Here is a 16,743-nt window from a genome sequence, read left to right as displayed (position 1 = left end):
CCCCGCCGCCGCGACAGGGCGCCTGTCGGCGAGCGGGGCCAGCCGTCCCTGGGAGTAGAAAACATGAAGCGCGTTACCCTCGATACGCTGCGCGACTGCAAGACGCGTGGTGAAGCCTTCAGTTGCCTGACCGCCTACGATGCCACCCTGGCGCGCTGCGCCGATACCGCCGGGGTCGATGTGCTGCTGGTCGGCGATTCGCTGGGCATGGTGCTGCAAGGCCATGCCAGCACCTTGCCGGTGACCCTCGAGGACATCCGTTACCACACGGCGTGTGTGGCGCGGGGCAAGCAGCGAAGCCTGCTGATGGTCGACCTGCCGTTCATGAGCAACGCCGATATCGGCCAGCTGCTGCGCGATGCCGGCGAGTTGATGCGTGCCGGCGCCGAGCTGATCAAGATCGAGGGCGAGGCGTGGATGGCCGAAGGCATTCGCGAACTCTCTCGTCGCGGCGTGCCGGTCTGTGCCCATCTCGGCCTGACGCCGCAGAGCGTCCACCAGCTCGGCGGCTTCAAGGTGCAGGGCAAGGCAGCCGACGCCGCCGACCGTATCGTCGCGGACGCGCGGCAGCTAGTGGAAGCCGGCGCTGCCGTCATCCTGCTCGAATGCGTGCCCCGGGCCGTGGGGCGAGCAGTGCGCGAGGCCGTCGACGTGCCTGTCATCGGCATCGGTGCCGGGCCGGACGTCGATGGCCAGATCCTGGTCATGCACGACACCCTGGGGCTCAACAGCGGCTACGTGCCTCGCTTCGTCAAGAACTTCCTGACGGGCCAGGAGAGTATCGAAGCGGCGTTCCGCGCTTATGACGAAGCGGTCAAGTCCCGCCGTTTCCCGGCCGAGGAGCACTGTTTCTGATGCAGACGCTGCACGATATTGCGCCGCTGCGCGAGCGGCTGCACGAGCACCGCATGGCGGGGCGATCCGTCGCGCTGGTACCGACCATGGGCAATCTGCACGAAGGCCATCTGACGCTGGTGGACCGGGCGCGATCGCTGGCCGATGTCGTGGTCGCCACGCTGTTCGTCAATCCACTGCAGTTCGGCGCCGGCGAGGATTTCGGCCAGTACCCGCGCACGCTCGACCGCGACCGCGAGCTGCTGACGGCGCGCGGCTGCGACCTGCTGTTCGCCCCCGCCGTCGAGACGCTCTATCCCAACGGGCTGGAGACGCAGACCCAGGTTCACGTGCCCGACGTCTCCGAGGGGCTTTGCGGCGGCACCCGCATCGGCCACTTCGATGGCGTCGCCACGGTGGTGTCACTGCTGCTCCATCTCGTCCAGCCCGATATCGCCTGCTTCGGCGAGAAGGACTTCCAGCAGCTGGCGGTGATTCGCAAGCTGGTCGCCGACCTGCACTTCCCGATCGAGATCGTCGGCGTTCCCACCGTTCGGGCCGAAGATGGCCTCGCGCTCTCCTCCCGCAACGGCTATCTCTCTCCCGGCGACCGGGCATTGGCACCGGCCTTCTACCGGACGCTGTCACGCTGTGGCGACGCGCTGGCTCGAGGCCAGTCGCCCGCTGACGCCCTGGCAGCAGCCAGGCAAGCGCTGCAGGAGGCCGGCTTTCGGCTCGACTATCTGGAGCTCAGGGGGCCGTCACTGGCACCGTTCGACGCCGCCAAGCATGACGAGGGCCGGCTGCTGGGCGCGGTCTATCTCGGCTCGACACGTCTGATCGATAACCTCGCCGTCGCGTTTCGTCCTGCTGAAGCCGGCACTCGCCATGGCTGACGTGCCCTGGCGGCCGGCCTTGCCGACGGACCTGACGCCCATCGCCGAATGGGTCGAGACACCGAAGGCTCTCGAACGCTGGGCCGGGCCCGGCCTGTCGTGGCCGACGGACGGCCCCACGCTGTGGCAAGAGATCGATGGCGGCGGTCTACCCTCGTTCTGCCTCGTCTCGGAACGCGAACCGATCGCCTTCGGCCAGCTCGTCATCAAGGGCGAACGCCACTACCACCTGGCCCGCGTCATCGTCTCGCCAGCCCATCGGCGCCTCGGGCTGGGCGAATCGCTCTGCCGCCGGCTGCTGACGGAAGCACGGCAGCGTCGCGCCGAGCACGTCACGCTCAACGTCTTCACCGACAACCGGCCCGCGATCGATCTCTATCGGCGCCTGGGCTTCGTCGAACAGGGCGCGGTCGATACGCGTGGCATTCAGCCCATGCAGCTGAGACAATTTGAAGATGTCGACAATAAAGACCCATAGCCTCTGGCGGCGCCTCGACCCCGCCGCCAGCTCGTCAGCGAAAGAGACCCGATGAACCAATTGAGACCGGACCCCTTCTCTCCGTATCAGTTCTACACGGCCGAGCAGTGGGCCGAATTTCGCGCCGACACGCCACAGACGCTTTCCGCCGAGGAACTGCAGCGGCTGCGTTCGCTCAACGATCCGATCGATCTGGGCGAAGTCCGGCGGATCTATCTGTCGCTGTCGCGCCTGCTCTCTTCCTACGTCGAAGCCAGCCAGCGGCTCTACGCCCAGCGCAAGCGCTTTCTGGACATCGACGACACCCAGAAGACGCCATTCATCATCGGCATCGCCGGTTCCGTCGCCGTGGGCAAGTCCACCACGTCGCGCATCCTCAAGGAGCTGCTGGCGCGCTGGCCTTCCAGCCCCAAGGTCGACCTGGTCACGACCGACGGCTTTCTCTACCCCAACGCCACGCTGCGCGACAAGGACCTGATGGCGCGCAAGGGCTTTCCCGAGAGTTACGATATCGGCGCCCTGCTGCGCTTTCTCTCCTGGATCAAGGCGGGGGCCCGCAACGTCCAGGCACCGCTCTATTCGCACCTGACCTATGACGTGCGCGAACACGCATACCAGACGGTCGACCGCCCCGACATCCTGATCGTCGAGGGCATCAATGTGCTGCAGGTTCGTGATCTTCCGGAAGACGGCAAGATGGTGCCGTTCGTGTCGGACTTCTTCGATTTCTCGATCTATATCGATGCCGAGGAAAACCATATTCACGACTGGTACCTGGAACGCTTCAAGCTGTTGCGACAGACCGCCTTCCAGAACACCAACTCGTTCTTTCACCGCTACGCCCAGATCGGAGAAGCGGAAGCGCTCGAGATCGCCGAAGGGCTATGGCGGGACATCAATCGGCGCAACCTGCGCGAGAACATCCTTCCCACTCGCCCCCGTGCCGACCTGATCCTGCGCAAGGGCCACGATCATCTGGTGGAACAGGTCGCGTTGCGCAAGCTGTAATCGCCTCGAACGAGGGCTGGCTGGCCGTTGCCCCATGGCCGGCCCGATCGAACCGAACACCGTTTTGTTATTTTGCGTAAATTCAGCGAACTTTTTCCTTTCTTATCCTTCCCATAGTGCGTCTTGGGAGTTCATGGCAAGGATGAGTAGGGATGCTGATTTCGGTACAGGCGCTACGGGCCCTGGCGGCGTGGATCGTCGTGTTTCATCACTTCATGCAGGTGTTTTTCGGTTTCAAGGCCGATAACTGGATCGAGTATCTGTTCTCTACCCGCGGTCAGGTGGGTGTGGATATCTTCTTCGTCATCAGCGGTTTCGTCATCTACGTCTCGAGTCGCGGCAAGCGGCTGACGATGCCGCAGTTTCTGCTGCATCGTGTCGTCCGCATCGTTCCCGCCTACTGGCTCTATACCGCCATTACCGCGCTGGTCATCTACTTCGCCAGCGATGTGATGCCCGAGTACGGCCTGGGCCTCAAGCAGCTGGTTCTGTCGCTGTTCTTCATCCCCACGGAGAACCCGGCCGGTTACGGCTACTATCCGATCCTGCCGGTAGGCTGGACGCTCAACTTCGAAATGCTGTTCTACGTCGTCTTCGCCGCCTCGCTGGTGCTCAAGCGCGAGTGGCGGCTATGGGCGGTGGTAGTGGCCATCGTGGTGATCAATACGCTCTTCGCCCACCAGCCCTTCCTCAGCAATTTCTACACGGATCCGATCATTTTCCAGTTCCTTTTGGGGATGGGGATCGCCGTCGTCCATGGTCGTTACGGGATCCCCGGCGGCCGCTGGTGGCCGATCGGCTTGGCACTGGCCAGCCTCGCGACGATTCTCTGCTTCAACGACCCTTCCGGCGCCACGCGCTTCTTTGCCTGGGGCTTGCCCAGCGCGTTGCTGGTGATCGCCTTCATCGGCCTGGAATCGCGCATCGGCGATAATCGTGTCGTCAAGGCGATGGGGGACTGGTCCTACTCGACGTACCTGCTGCACGTGATCGTGCTGTGGTCGGGCAACTACGTCCTGACCGAGCAGTTCGGACTCAGCCCCTATCTGGCGCTGGCAATCTGTCTGCCCGTCATCGCGATCTGTTCCTGGCTGAGCTACGAGTTCGTGGAGAAGGCATTCTCGCGACAGCTCAAGCGTCATCTACCCACGTTACGTCCTCGAACCGTTACGGCATGAGCGCAGCATAAAAAAACGCCCGGCCTGCGTGATGCAGGCCGGGCGTTTCGGTTAGCGCCGAAGAATTACTCTTCGATCGCGAGCGACGCTTCGAAGGCAGCCTTCTCTTCCGGCGTGATCTCCTTGATCGACAGCTTCACGCGATTGCGGTTGTCGATATCGAGCACCTTGACGGTCACTTCCTGGCCTTCGCTCAGGAAGTCTTTCACGTCATTGACGCGCTCCGGCACGATCTGGGAGATGTGCACCAGACCGTCAGTACCCGGCATGAAGTTGACGAAGGCACCGAAGTCGGCCAGACGCACCACCTTGCCGCGGTAGAGCTTGCCGATTTCGGCTTCGGCGGTGATGCCGAGCACGGTGTCGATGGCGCGCTTAGCCGCGGAGCGGTCTTCGGCGTAGATGCGCACGGTGCCGTCGTCGTCGATATCGATCGAGGCGCCGGTCTCTTCGCAGATGCCGCGAATGGTCGCACCACCCTTGCCGATGACATCGCGGATCTTGTCCGGCGAGATCTTGATCGTCTGCATCGCCGGCGCGTAGTCGGAGACTTCGTTACGGCTCTCGGCGATCACCACGTTCATCTGATCGAGGATATCGATGCGCGCCTGATGTGCCTGCTGCAGCGCCGTCTCCATGATCTCTTCGTTGATGCCTTCGATCTTGATGTCCATCTGCAGCGCGGTCACGCCGTTGGCGGAACCGGCCACCTTGAAGTCCATGTCGCCGAGGTGATCTTCGTCACCGAGGATATCGGTCAGCACGGCGAAACCATCGTCGTCCTTGACCAGACCCATGGCGATACCCGCTACCGGCGCCTTGATCGGCACGCCGGCGTCCATCAGCGCGAGTGACGCGCCGCACACGGACGCCATCGAGCTGGAACCGTTGGATTCGGTGATCTCGGAGACGACACGGATGGTGTAGGGAAAGTCGTCATCGTTGGGCAGCATCGCCTGGATGCCGCGACGCGCCAGACGGCCGTGACCGATCTCGCGACGCTTGGGACCGCCCATGAAGCCGGCTTCGCCCACGCTGTACGGCGGGAAGTTGTAGTGCATCAGGAAGCGATCCTTGCGCTCACCTTCCAGCGATTCGATCAGTTGGGCGTCGCGCAGCGTACCCAGCGTGGCGATGACCATCGCCTGCGTCTCGCCACGGGTGAACAGCGCCGAACCATGGGTGCGCGGCAGCACGCCGACCTTGATGTCCAGCGGCCGCACGGTCTTGTGATCGCGACCGTCGATACGCGGCTCGCCAGCGACGACACGGCTGCGCACGGTCTTCTTCTCGAGACCCGCCAGCGCACCGGAGACTTCGTCGACACTGAACTGCGCCGCGTCACCGCTGGCCAACTGCTCGATAGCCTTGGTGCGGATTTCGGCCAGCGCGTCCTGACGCGCCATCTTGTCGGTGATGCGATAGGCTTCACCCACGGCGGTTCCGAAAGACGCCGCCATGGCCTGCTTGAGCTCGACGTTGTCGGCGGCCGGCTGCCAGTCCCACTTCGGCTTGCCCGCTTCGCTGACCAGCGACTTGATCGCATCGACCGCGACCTGCATCTCCTGGTGCGCGAACAGCACGCCGCCCAGCATCTCGTCTTCGGTCAGCTCCTTGGCTTCGGACTCGACCATCAGCACTGCCTTGTCGGTACCGGCCACGACCATGTTGAGCTCGGAAGTGTCCAGTTCCTCGACCGTGGGGTTGAGGAAGTAGCCGCGTGACTCGGTAAAGCCCACACGCGCCGCGCCGATCGGGCCACTGAACGGCAGACCGGAGATCGCCAGTGCCGCGGAAGTGCCGATCATCGCAGCGATGTCGGGATCCTGATTGCGATCGGCGGACAGCACGTTACAGATGACCTGGACTTCGTTCATGAAGCCTTTCGGGAACAGCGGGCGAATCGGCCGATCGATCAGACGCGAGGTCAGCGTCTCTTTCTCGGTCGGGCGCCCTTCGCGCTTGAAGAAGCCGCCGGGGATCTTGCCCACGGCATAGGTCTTCTCCTGGTAATGCACGGAGAGCGGGAAGAAATCCTGACCGGGCTTGAGCTCCTTGCGGCCGACCACGGTACACAACACCACGGTGTCGTCCATGGTCACCAGCACGGCGCCGGTAGCTTGGCGCGCAATGCGCCCGGTTTCTAGGGTGACGGTACTCGAACCGTACTGGAACGTGGTCTGAACCGGATTCACGGGCTTTCCTTGACTTGTCGAATTCATTGGGGTCGTTTGACTCGGCGCTCATTCTAGGCGTTCGTGAAGGATAGAGCTACCAGTGGCCAATCTTGGTCTCCTGTCGGCCGGTGCCGGAAAGCGCCGTCTTACAAACGCAAGAACCTCTGCCCTGAGGGCAGAGGTTCTTGTTCTGGGCGACCGGGCCATCGACGACGGCCCAGCCTCGCCGGCGACGACTTACGCTTCGCGCTTGCCGTCGACCAGGCGCCGCAGTTTCAGCGGGTTGTCATGCTTGATCGCTTCCGGCAGCAGCGCGTCTGGCAGATCCTGATAGCAGACCGGGCGCAGGAAGCGGAAGATCGCCGCGGTGCCCACGGATGTCGTGCGCGAATCGGAAGTCGCCGGGAACGGTCCGCCGTGAACCATGGCATCGCACACTTCCACCCCGGTCGGCCAGCCGTTGACCATGATACGGCCCGCCTTGCGCTCGAGGATCGGCAGCAGTGCCCTGGCGGCATCCAGATCGGCATCGTCCATCTGCAGCGTGGCGGTCAACTGGCCTTCCAGATGCTCGGCCACCTGCTTGAGTTCGGCCGCGTCGGCGCATTCCACGACCAGCGACGTCGAACCGAAGACTTCTTCCTGCAGCGCATCGCTGCTCAGGAAGTCCTGGGCGGAAGCCAGGAACAGGCCGGTCTGGCACTGGTTGGGGCCTTCGCCCTTCTGGCCGCGCGCCACTTCCTTCGCCTTGCCACTGCCTGCCAGGGTACTGACGCCATTTTCGTAGGCATCGAAGATACCCGGCGTGAGCATGGTCTGCGCAGCGCTGCCCTTGACCGCCTCGCTGGCAGCGTTGACGAAGGCATCAAGCTCCGGGCCCTTGATCGCGATCACCAGCCCGGGATTGGTGCAGAACTGGCCGGCGCCCATGTTGAGCGAAGCGACGAACGCCTTGCCCATCTCCTCGCCCCGCGCCTTCAGCGCTGCCGGCAGCGGGAAGACCGGATTGATGGAGCTCATTTCGGCGTAGAACGGAATCGGCTCGGGACGCGACTGCGCCGCCTTCCACAGCGCCAGACCGCCGCTGCGCGAACCGGTGAAGCCGGCCGCCTTGATGCGCGGATCGGTGACCAGCGCGGTGCCGACTTCGCGACCGGAGCCGTACATCAGCGAGAACACGCCTTCCGGCAGACCGCACTTCTTGACTGCCGCCTGAATGGCGCGACCCACCAGCTCGCTGGTGCCCGGATGCGCGCCGTGCGCCTTGACGATCACCGGGCAGCCGGCGGCCAGCGCCGATGCGGTATCGCCACCGGCGACGGAGAACGCCAGCGGGAAGTTGCTGGCACCGAACACCACGACCGGGCCCAGCGCGATGTGGCGCTGACGCAGGTCGACCCGCGGCATCGGCTGGCGGTCCGGCAGCGCCGGGTCGATACGGACATCGAGCCACTCGCCGGCGCGCACGGTCTTGGCGAACAGGCGCAACTGACCGCAGGTACGACCCCGCTCGCCCTGGATACGACCCTGCGGCAGACCGGACTCGGCCACGGCACGCTCGATCAGGTCATCACCGATCGCTTCGATCTCGTCGGCAACGGTTTCCAGAAACGTGGCGCGCTCCTCCAGCGAGGTTTCGCGATAGCTGTCGAAGGCGCTCCACGCCAGTTCGCAGGCGCGATCGACTTCGGTCTGAGTGCCACCGGGATAGCTCGGATCCAAGCGCTCGTTGGTCGCCGGATTGATCGCCTGGATCGGATCGCGACTACCCTTGACGGCCTGCTGACCGATCAGCATTTCACCTGTCAGATTCATGTTGCCTCCTGCAGTGATGGTGGATACTCATTCATCTTCCGGCATTAGGCCGGATGCCACTTGTCTTTCACCCGCCTTGGCATCGTGTCTCGACATCGTGACCGAGCGGGGTCGTTCCCGCCGGGCAATCCTGACTACATGCGTCCACCGCACGGCCATTTCAACGTACCAGCGCCGGACGCTTGGGATCGAACTGCCAGCCATCGATCAGATATTGCATCGCCATGGCGTCGTTGCGCCCGCCGGCAGGCAGGCTGCGATAGAGCGCGTTGGCCTGCTCGATCTGTTCCATGTCGACCTCGATACCCAGCCCGGGAGCGTCGGTGACGGCAACCTTGCCATCGACGATCTGCGGCGACTCACGGGTCAGCCGGGCATCGCCCTCCTGCCAGATCCAGTGGGTATCCAGCGCGGTGGTACGGCCGACCGCAGCGGCGCCGACCTGGGCGAACATCGCCAGCGAGATATCGAAGTGATTGTTGGAGTGCGAGCCCCAGGTCATGCCATGGTCCTGGCACAGCTGGGAGACACGCACCGCGCCGGAAAGCGTCCAGAAGTGCGGATCGGCCAGCGGAATGTCGACCGAACGCAGCATCAGTGCGTGGGCCATCTCGCGCCAGTTGGTAGCCACCATGTTGGTGGCGACCGGCAATCCGGTGGCATGGCGGAACTCGGCCAGGATCTCGCGACCGGAGAAGCCCTGCTCCGCCCCGCAAGGATCCTCGGCATAGGCGATGACGCCGTGCAGGTTCTTGCAAAGGCGGATCGCCTCCTGCAACGACCACGCGCCGTTGGGATCGATCGTCACTCGCGCCTCGGGAAACGCATTGTGCAACGCCGTGACCGCTTCGATTTCCTGCTCGCCCGGCAGCGCGCCGCCCTTGAGCTTGAAATCCCTGAAACCGTAGCGATCGTGGGCCGCCTCGGCCAGCTCGACAATACGCTGCGGCGTCATTGCCGCTTCGTCGCGCAGGCGGTACCAGTCGTGGCTGGCGTCCTCGGTTCCGCGACGCTCAGTACCACGACGATAGCCCAGCGGGGTGGCGTGACCATCGCCGATGAAGAACAGATAGCCCAGCACCTCGACGCTATCGCGCTGCTTGCCGTCGCCCAGCAACTCGGCCACCGGCACGTCGAGGAACTTGCCGAACAGATCGAGCAGAGCGGCTTCGAGCGCCGCCACCGCATTGACACGCAGCTCGAAGGTCCAGGAACCCTTGCCGAAATCCTCGAAATCGGCGCCACGACCGGCGGAGTGCAGCGATGCCACCATCGAGCGCAGCTTGCCGATGGGCTGACCGATTACCAGTGGGCGCGCCTGCTCCAGAGAGCGCTGGATCGTCTCGCCACCCGGCGCTTCGCCCACGCCGACATTACCGGCACTGTCTTCGAGGAGGATCAGGTTGCGGGTGAAGTAAGGCGAATGTGCACCACCGATATTGAGCAACATGCTGTCGCGACCGGCGACCGGAATGACCTGCATATCGGTGATGGTAGGCGTGCCATGACTCGGCATTGAACTCCTCCGTCGGCAATACGGGCGCGCGCTGCACAGTCGAGGCCCAGCGCCCAGAGATAACCAGGGCGGTCTCGAGACCGCCCCGTCTTGTCAATCAGCGCATCAATCGGCTCAGAGCGCGTTGGCTTTTTCGATCAACTGCTTGAGCGTGGCCCGCTCTTTCTCGTTGGGCATGGTCAGCGGCGCACGCACGTCGCCACCCGGATAACCGACCAGGTCGGCACCGGCCTTGATCAGACTGACGGCATAGCCTTTCTGGGTATCGCGCATAGTGACGAACGGAATGAAGAACTCGCGAGTCGCCTGACGCACGAACTCGCTATTGCCCTTGCGCAGCTCCTTGTAGAACTTCACGGCCATGTCCGGCACGAAGTTGAACACCGCGGAAGAATAGGTGCTGACGCCAATGGCCAGATAGGCTTCGGCAATGATCTCGGCCGTCGGCACGCCACCAACGTAGGCGAGGCGATCGCCCAGCGTCTTGATGATGATGTTGAGCGCCTGCATGTCGCCCTTGCCGTCTTTCAGGCCGACCAGGTTCGGGCAGCGATCGGCCAATGCCTGAACGGCATTGACGGTGAGATAGCCGTTGGCACGGTTGTAGTAGATCACGTTGAGGTCGGTGGAATCGCAGACGCTGGCGGCGTACTCGACGATGCCGGATTCCGGGCACTCGGTCAGGTACGGCGGCATCAGCAGAATGCCATCGGCGCCCGCTTCCTGGGCGGCCTTGGCGTGCGCCTTGGCGAGTTCGGCACTCTGGCCGGCGCTGGCGATGACCGGCACGTGCCCACCGATGGTTTCCACGGCGACTTTGACGATTTCACGATATTCATCGATGGTGATGTTGAAGAATTCGCCAGTGCCGCCAGCCACGAAAAGGGCGGAAACTTCATACTCCTTCAGCCACAGCAGACGGCGACGGTAGCTTTCGACATCGAACTTGCCGTTGGCATCGAAATCGGTCACCGGGAACGACAGCAAACCGTCGGTGATAGAGGTAACGACCGCTTCTTTGGAAAAATTCACCTGATTCCCCTTATCATGGGTTAACGTATGCAGACATTCGGCCGACTGCCGCCGCGCTAAAATGGCGCAAGCGGAAGCAGGATTCTATCGATATGTTGTCATACATCATACCAGAATGCCGTTAGACCTTCGATGGATTCTGCTGGGTGCATGTCTCGTCTTTGCTGAACCTGGCGTCACCCAGGGCTGCATGGCCGAATCCGAGCGCCCAGACGAACGGTTGCATCAAGATCGGATCGGAGAGAAGACTGCCTGACGTGCCGTAGCGGCATGACAGTCACCTGACTGCGGTATGCTGATCGACACCCTCTTTTGCCGGGATCTTTGCCGATGTCTAACGCTTCCGACCGCACGCCTGTCCGACCGCCGCTGAACGAGATCGTCACCTGGGACGCGACCAGGCTGTCGCAGCGCATCCATGACCGATCGGTCTCCTGTCGCGAGGTCATGACCGCCTACCTCGATCATATCGACGCCGTGAACCCTATCGTCAACGCCATCATCTCCCGCCGCGAGCGCGCCCCGTTGCTCGCCGAGGCCGAGCTCGCCGATCGCGAACTCGCTGCGGGGCAGTCGCGCGGCTGGATGCACGGCTTCCCGCAGGCGATCAAGGATCTCTCCGACGCCCAAGGCTTCCCGACGACCCAGGGTTCTCCGCTGTTCTCCGGCCAGATCGCCCAGCAGGACAGCCTGATGAGCGAGCGCATGCGTGCAGCCGGCGCGATCTTCATCGGCAAGACCAATACGCCGGAATTCGGCCTGGGCTCGCAATCCTACAACCCGGTATTCGGCGCCACTCGCAACGCCTTCGATCCTTCGCGCACCGCCGGCGGCTCCAGCGGTGGCGCGGCGGCAGCGCTCGCCATGCGGATGCTGCCGGTCGCCGACGGCAGCGACATGATGGGCTCGTTGCGAAACCCCGCCGCCTTCAATCACGTGATCGGCTTTCGCCCTTCGTTCGGCCGCGTGCCCGGTCTCGTCGCCGACCCGTTCGGTCAACAGCTCGCCACCAACGGCCCGATGGGGCGAACCGTCGAAGACGTGGCCCGCCTGCTCGACACGCAGTCCGGCTTCGATCCACGTGTCCCGCTCTCGCTGGGGGAGCCGCTGATTCCCGACGGCAGCAGCGTCTCCGGCGCGCTCGACCGCGACGTTCACGGGCTGCGGATCGGCTGGCTCGGCGACTGGCGGGGGCATCTGGCGATGGAAGCGGGCGTGCTCTCGCAATGCAGAGCGGCGCTGGAACGCTTCGCCCCGCTGGGCTGCGAGGTGGAGGCGATCGACCTGCCCTTCGACGCCGAGATGCTGTGGGAAAGCTGGACGACGCTGCGCCACTGGGCCGTTGCCGGCAACCTGGGTGCGCTCTACGTCACCCCTACCACGCGAGAGCGATTGAAGCCGGAAGCGCAGTGGGAGGTCGAACGCGGTCTGGCGCTCTCGGCGCAGGATATCCACGTGGCCAACGTCCAGCGTGGTGATGCCTACCGGGCCTGGAGCGCGCTGTTCGAGCGCTTCGACTACCTGGCCATGCCCAGCGCCCAGGTCTTTCCTTTCGACGTCGAAACGCACTGGCCGCGCGAGATCGCCGGGAGCGCGATGGATACCTATCACCGCTGGATGGAAGTCGTGATTCCCGCCTCGATGCTCGGCGCCCCGACGATCAGTCTGCCGGCCGGACTCAACGGCGCCGGCCTGCCGATAGGCTTCCAGCTGATCGGCCGACCCCGCGACGACTGGGGCGTGTTGCAACTGGCACGCGCCTTCGAGGCGGCCAGTGGCGATCTGGCGCGATTGCCGCCGACGCTAGGCGAATAACCCGGTCACGGGCAAAAAAAGAGGCGACGGGATTCCGTCGCCTCTTTTCTTTCATTCGAACGTCTTCGACTCATTCCAACGTCTTCGATCCGTCCCCACTGCTTCGATGCATCCCCACTGCTTCGATGCATCCCCACTGCTTCGATGCATCCCAACGGCGTCGATACCCGGAGGGACCGCTGAATCACCGCCGGTTTGCTAGAACACGAACGCCAGCATCAGGTTGAACACCAGCGCAGCGACGAAGCCCAGCGGGGCCGCACGGAACAGCAGCTTGGGCAGCAGCCCCGCGCGCGCCTCGTCCGTGGGACAGGAGCCGAGGATCAGGCTGCCACCGGAGGAAAACGGCGAGATCGAGGTGGCCTGTGCGCCGACGACGATGGCGATGAAGATGATCATCGGGTCGATCGAGAGTGTGGTGGCCAGCGACGGCACCAGCGGGAACAGTGCCGGCGTGACCACCCCCAGCGTGCTCGCGAACAGCGACATGAACGCGGCAGCGATGCCGAACGCCACGGGGATCAGGACCGGCGGAATGTTGGTGCCGATCCAGGAGCCGAGCAGATCGATGGTGCCGGCCTCGATCGCCACCGAGATCAGCATGCCGACACCGCAGATCATGATGATCGTGCCCCACGGCAGCGAAGCGATCGCCTTGCGCTCATCGCCCAGCTTCATCAGTAGCGCGATGACCGAGAACACGCTGGCGATCAGGCCGATATCCACCTTGGAATCGATGAGTGCGACGACGCCGTTGTCGGGCAGCACCAGGCTGGCGATCGGAGGCAACAGCACGGTAGCCATCATCAGCAGGGTCAGAATCAGCGTGGAGCGCTGTTCGCGATCGAGCGGGCCGGGACGCTCGACGTGCGCCAGCGACACCATCGCCGCGCCCCGCTTTCGGCTGAACAGGATCAGGCCGGCGAGAACGACGATCGGCACGATCATGGTGCTGGCAAAGATGCCAAAGCTGTTGATGAACGCCTGGTCATCGGAAATGCCGGAATTGGTCATCAGCGTGCGGAAGATGATGCCGCTCTGACTGGAGACGAAGTTGGCGCCCGCCAATGCGCCGTAGTTGACCGCCATGGCGCCGACGATCAGGTTGAGTCTGGTGCGCTCGCACAGCAGCAGCGTGATCGGCGCCATGAACGCCAGCACGGTGTAATAGCCGGCCCCCAGGGCGGAGATCACCACCGCCGCCAGGAAGATGGCGAAGGGCAACAGGTGCGGGAAATGCCGGCAGCGATACATCAGATGCTCGGCCAGCTTCTCCAGCGTGCCGTTGACGATCGCGAAGCTGTAGAACAGACACACCGAAAAGATGATGAAGAATATCTTCAGTGGCCACATGGCAACCACTTCCTTGGGGCTCAGGCCCAACCCGAAGCAGCCGATCAGATAGGCGAAGGCAATCGCGAACAGACCGATATTGATCCTGGTGCGATATCCCAGAACGATGGAAACGACGATCGCTCCCACCACCAGAAGACTCATCATGACGTTGTTCCCCGTAGCGCTTGTCTTTATGGGTTTTCAATCGATCCCTTTCGAGGATCCCTTCTCGACGAAACCTGGCCGACTGGCCTTCAGGCAGCCCGATCGATTCCGAACAGCCTGGCCGGGTTATCGATCAGGATCTTCCGGCGTTCGGCGGCGTCCGGCAGCAGCGTCTCCATCAGCGAGAACTGGGCGTCGTAATCGGTGTGGGCTTCGAACCGCGTGTGAGGCCAGTCGCTTCCCCACACCAGCCGATCGCCATGGCCATAGGCATCGCGCAGACGCTCGATCGAGCGCCGTGCCTGAGCCGGCGTCGAGCGGCTGCGGTAGGTCGCCGACAACTTGATCCAGATCGCCTCGCTCGGCAGCAGCGACAGCAACGTCCGGTGATCCGAATTGGCCGGGTCGATCTCGCCGTCGGGCAAGCCGAAGTGGTCGATCACCACCGCCACGCCGGACTGCAGAATCTGCGGCACGATCTCGCCCAGATCCTCCACGCCCCGCTGAATCTCCACCGACCAGCCGAGCCGTGCCACCTTGGCGAACAACGTCCGCCAGGACGCGCTACGATAGTCTTCCAGCGGCTGCCCGATCAGGTTGAGCCGAATGCCGACCACACCCGCCTCGGCCAGTTCGTCCAGCGTCTCCTCGGTCACGTCACGCGCCACCACCGCCGTGCCGCGCAGACGCTGCGGAAAGCGACGCAGGGCATCGACCAGATGTCGGTTATCGGTACCCAGAAAGCTCGGCTGTACCAGCACGCCATGAGAAAGGCCGCAATGATCGAGATGCGCCAGATACTGCTCGACGGTCGCGTCATAATCCGGGCTGTAGCGGCGATTGCCGGCTAGCTCCAGCCCTTGGTGAAAGATATGCGCATGCGTATCGACGCCGGTCAGCGCGACGGAAGCGAGTTGCGTCATAGGTGGCCCCTGGTGAATGACATGAACACGTGACGGCGAACGAAACGTCCGGTCTCAATGAAAGATCTATTCATATAGTTGAATAACAGCGGGCGCAAGCATACACCGCATCGGACGCATTCTTCCGGGGTTACGACTAAAGATGAAAACAAAGGTGATACATTTGTCTGGAACATCGTGGAGGAAACATTCATGAAGGGAACAGGCTCCATGACCGACGAACGGCTGCCGCTCTACCAGCGCCTGCGCGACGACATGCTGGCCAAGATCGCCGCCGGCGAATGGGCGCCGGGCGGCGCGATCCCGACCGAAGCCGAGCTGACCAAGCACTACGGTGTCGCCGTCGGCACGCTGAGAAAGGCCGTGGACACACTGGTCCAGGATGGGCTGATGAAGCGCAGCCAGGGGCGCGGTACCTTTGTCCTGCGCCCCAACTTCGAGAGTTCGCTGTTCCGTTTCTTCCGCCAGGTGGATGCCAGGGGCGAGCGCCGGATTCCCAATGGCCGAATCCTGGCCCGGGAACTGACGTCTCCGCCGTCCTACGTGGCGGACGCGCTGGCACTGGCTTCGTCGGAGAAAGTGATTCGACTGGAGAGAGTGCGGGAACTCGACGGGACGACGGTCTACCACGAAGAAATCTGGCTGCCGGCCAGCCGATTCGAAGCCCTGATGCAGATCGATCCCGACGATTTCGGCAATCTGCTCTACCCGTTCTACGAGACCCAATGCGGGCAACTGATCGGTTCGGCGCGGGAAACCCTGACCGTCGAGACGGCCGACGCGACACTCGCCGGGGTTCTCGGTATCGGCACCGGCCAGCCGGTCGTCATGATCGAGCGACTGGCGTTCGGCTACGACCGCACGCCGCTGGAATACCGGCGTTCACGCGGCGCCGCGGACACCTTCCGTTATCAGGTCGACATCTCCTGATCGACGGCCTCGCGGCAAACCGTTCGTCCGGCATCTAGCCGGGCACGTGCAGCGTCAGCACCGCACAAGGAGCTAGATGCGCTACCTTGTGCGACACGCTGCCGACAGCCAGGCTTTTCAGATTGCTCAGGCCGCGGCTGCCCATGATGATCATGTCGACCCCGAGCTCGGTCGCCTGCCGCACGATGGTCTCGACCGGCCGCCCTTCCACGATGTGATAGGTCACCTCGTCCGAATCGCCACACATCGCCTGCCAGGCTTCCTCGAGCAGGCGCTCCCCCACCAGCCGTCCCTTCTCGGGCGTGTAGTCGGCTGGCGCGGCTCCCACCTTCGCGCCGAGCGCATCCTTGGCAACCGGCACCTCGGGCACGTGCAACAGGTGGATTCTGGCCTGGGTCGCACGCTGGACGAGGCATGCGTGCGCCAGCGCCTGACGTGCGCTGACCGATCCATCGATGGGTACCAGTATCTGCTGAGTCATGACCGCCACCTCCTGATGTGATGACTGACTTGGCGTGACTGCCTGGGTGTAAACGACGCGATTCGACTACCCGGCTCGTTGCGATACCGGATAGCGAACCTGACTACAGCGTAGACAATGCACGCCAGGAGTAAGCGTTCATTCGGGGACGTAGTAGACG

Annotated in this window: 14 protein-coding genes; 7 read left to right on the top strand and 7 right to left on the bottom strand. The window is 63.5% G+C overall.

Annotated elements, in window-relative coordinates; translation table 11 throughout:
* Positions 1-63: 63 nt before the first annotated feature.
* The 5 genes from panB (at position 64) to CCD76_RS16100 (ending at position 4,394) form a co-directional block, all read left to right on the top strand.
* Complete coding sequence (panB, locus tag CCD76_RS16120; RefSeq protein WP_087720458.1) at positions 64-855, top strand: 3-methyl-2-oxobutanoate hydroxymethyltransferase; 792 nt, start codon at positions 64-66, stop codon at positions 853-855.
* Entirely contained in the window at positions 855-1,730 is an 876-nt protein-coding gene (gene panC, locus CCD76_RS16115; RefSeq protein WP_087720457.1) for a pantoate--beta-alanine ligase, read from the top strand. Before panB ends, panC begins: the two co-directional genes overlap by 1 nt.
* Positions 1,723-2,208 carry a GNAT family N-acetyltransferase gene (locus tag CCD76_RS16110; RefSeq protein ID WP_087720456.1) on the top strand — a complete coding sequence of 162 codons (486 nt, stop codon included), beginning with the start codon at positions 1,723-1,725 and terminating at the stop codon, positions 2,206-2,208. The genes panC and CCD76_RS16110 overlap by 8 nt, the downstream gene beginning before the upstream one ends.
* A 51-nt stretch (positions 2,209-2,259) precedes the next feature.
* Positions 2,260-3,216 carry a type I pantothenate kinase gene (gene coaA, locus CCD76_RS16105; protein WP_087720455.1) on the top strand — a complete coding sequence of 319 codons (957 nt, stop codon included), beginning with the start codon at positions 2,260-2,262 and terminating at the stop codon, positions 3,214-3,216.
* A 152-nt stretch (positions 3,217-3,368) separates the two neighbouring features.
* Positions 3,369-4,394, top strand: a complete 1,026-nt coding sequence (locus CCD76_RS16100; RefSeq protein WP_087720454.1) for an acyltransferase family protein — start codon at positions 3,369-3,371, stop codon at positions 4,392-4,394.
* A gap of 65 nt (positions 4,395-4,459) precedes the next feature.
* Here CCD76_RS16100 and pnp read toward each other — a convergent pair whose 3' ends face one another.
* The 4 genes from pnp to kdgD form a co-directional block, all read right to left on the bottom strand.
* The gene (gene pnp, locus CCD76_RS16095; RefSeq protein ID WP_087720453.1) at positions 4,460-6,589 is read right to left on the bottom strand and encodes a polyribonucleotide nucleotidyltransferase; all 2,130 of its coding nucleotides are present in this window, start codon (positions 6,587-6,589) and stop codon (positions 4,460-4,462) included.
* A gap of 219 nt (positions 6,590-6,808) precedes the next feature.
* Positions 6,809-8,386: an aldehyde dehydrogenase (NADP(+)) gene (locus CCD76_RS16090; protein WP_071232332.1), complete on the bottom strand. Its 1,578-nt coding sequence runs from the start codon at positions 8,384-8,386 to the stop codon at positions 6,809-6,811.
* 160 nt (positions 8,387-8,546) lie between these two features.
* A complete protein-coding gene (locus CCD76_RS16085) occupies positions 8,547-9,902 on the bottom strand; it encodes an enolase C-terminal domain-like protein (protein WP_087720452.1) in 1,356 nt (451 codons plus the stop codon).
* Between the two features lie 114 nt (positions 9,903-10,016).
* Positions 10,017-10,934: a 5-dehydro-4-deoxyglucarate dehydratase gene (gene kdgD, locus CCD76_RS16080; RefSeq protein WP_087720451.1), complete on the bottom strand. Its 918-nt coding sequence runs from the start codon at positions 10,932-10,934 to the stop codon at positions 10,017-10,019.
* 330 nt (positions 10,935-11,264) lie between these two features.
* Between kdgD and CCD76_RS16075 the strand changes: the two genes are divergently transcribed.
* On the top strand, positions 11,265-12,749 hold the full coding sequence (locus CCD76_RS16075) for an amidase (RefSeq protein ID WP_087720450.1): 1,485 nt from the start codon (positions 11,265-11,267) through the stop codon (positions 12,747-12,749).
* A 198-nt stretch (positions 12,750-12,947) separates the two neighbouring features.
* Here the strand turns inward: CCD76_RS16075 and CCD76_RS16070 are convergent, their stop codons facing one another.
* Both CCD76_RS16070 and CCD76_RS16065 read right to left on the bottom strand, forming a co-directional pair.
* Entirely contained in the window at positions 12,948-14,249 is a 1,302-nt protein-coding gene (locus CCD76_RS16070; RefSeq protein WP_087720449.1) for an SLC13 family permease, read from the bottom strand.
* A gap of 89 nt (positions 14,250-14,338) precedes the next feature.
* Positions 14,339-15,172, bottom strand: coding sequence for an amidohydrolase family protein (locus tag CCD76_RS16065; RefSeq protein WP_087720448.1), 834 nt, complete (start codon positions 15,170-15,172; stop codon positions 14,339-14,341).
* A gap of 192 nt (positions 15,173-15,364) precedes the next feature.
* On the opposite strand from CCD76_RS16065, the gene CCD76_RS16060 reads away from it, so the two are divergent.
* Positions 15,365-16,102, top strand: coding sequence for a GntR family transcriptional regulator (locus CCD76_RS16060; RefSeq protein WP_218777056.1), 738 nt, complete (start codon positions 15,365-15,367; stop codon positions 16,100-16,102).
* Positions 16,103-16,136: 34 nt separating this feature from the next.
* On the opposite strand, the gene CCD76_RS16055 is transcribed toward CCD76_RS16060, so the two are convergent.
* A complete protein-coding gene (locus CCD76_RS16055) occupies positions 16,137-16,583 on the bottom strand; it encodes a universal stress protein (protein WP_087720446.1) in 447 nt (148 codons plus the stop codon).
* Positions 16,584-16,743 lie beyond the last annotated feature (160 nt).

This window comes from Salinicola salarius (genome assembly GCF_002179555.1).
Taxonomy (GTDB): domain Bacteria; phylum Pseudomonadota; class Gammaproteobacteria; order Pseudomonadales; family Halomonadaceae; genus Salinicola; species Salinicola salarius_A.
The sequence above is the reverse complement of the archived record's forward strand: the minus strand, read 5'-3'. Positions and strand labels throughout refer to the sequence as shown.

Coding starts and splice junctions, on each gene's coding strand:
- panB (WP_087720458.1), top strand. CDS start 64: ATGAAGCGCGTTACCCTCGATACGCTGCGCGACTGCAAGACGCGTGGT.
- panC (WP_087720457.1), top strand. CDS start 855: ATGCAGACGCTGCACGATATTGCGCCGCTGCGCGAGCGGCTGCACGAG.
- CCD76_RS16110 (WP_087720456.1), top strand. CDS start 1,723: ATGGCTGACGTGCCCTGGCGGCCGGCCTTGCCGACGGACCTGACGCCC.
- coaA (WP_087720455.1), top strand. CDS start 2,260: ATGAACCAATTGAGACCGGACCCCTTCTCTCCGTATCAGTTCTACACG.
- CCD76_RS16100 (WP_087720454.1), top strand. CDS start 3,369: ATGCTGATTTCGGTACAGGCGCTACGGGCCCTGGCGGCGTGGATCGTC.
- CCD76_RS16090 (WP_071232332.1), bottom strand. CDS start 8,386: ATGAATCTGACAGGTGAAATGCTGATCGGTCAGCAGGCCGTCAAGGGT.
- CCD76_RS16085 (WP_087720452.1), bottom strand. CDS start 9,902: ATGCCGAGTCATGGCACGCCTACCATCACCGATATGCAGGTCATTCCG.
- CCD76_RS16075 (WP_087720450.1), top strand. CDS start 11,265: ATGTCTAACGCTTCCGACCGCACGCCTGTCCGACCGCCGCTGAACGAG.
- CCD76_RS16070 (WP_087720449.1), bottom strand. CDS start 14,249: ATGATGAGTCTTCTGGTGGTGGGAGCGATCGTCGTTTCCATCGTTCTG.
- CCD76_RS16065 (WP_087720448.1), bottom strand. CDS start 15,172: ATGACGCAACTCGCTTCCGTCGCGCTGACCGGCGTCGATACGCATGCG.
- CCD76_RS16060 (WP_218777056.1), top strand. CDS start 15,365: ATGAAGGGAACAGGCTCCATGACCGACGAACGGCTGCCGCTCTACCAG.
- CCD76_RS16055 (WP_087720446.1), bottom strand. CDS start 16,583: ATGACTCAGCAGATACTGGTACCCATCGATGGATCGGTCAGCGCACGT.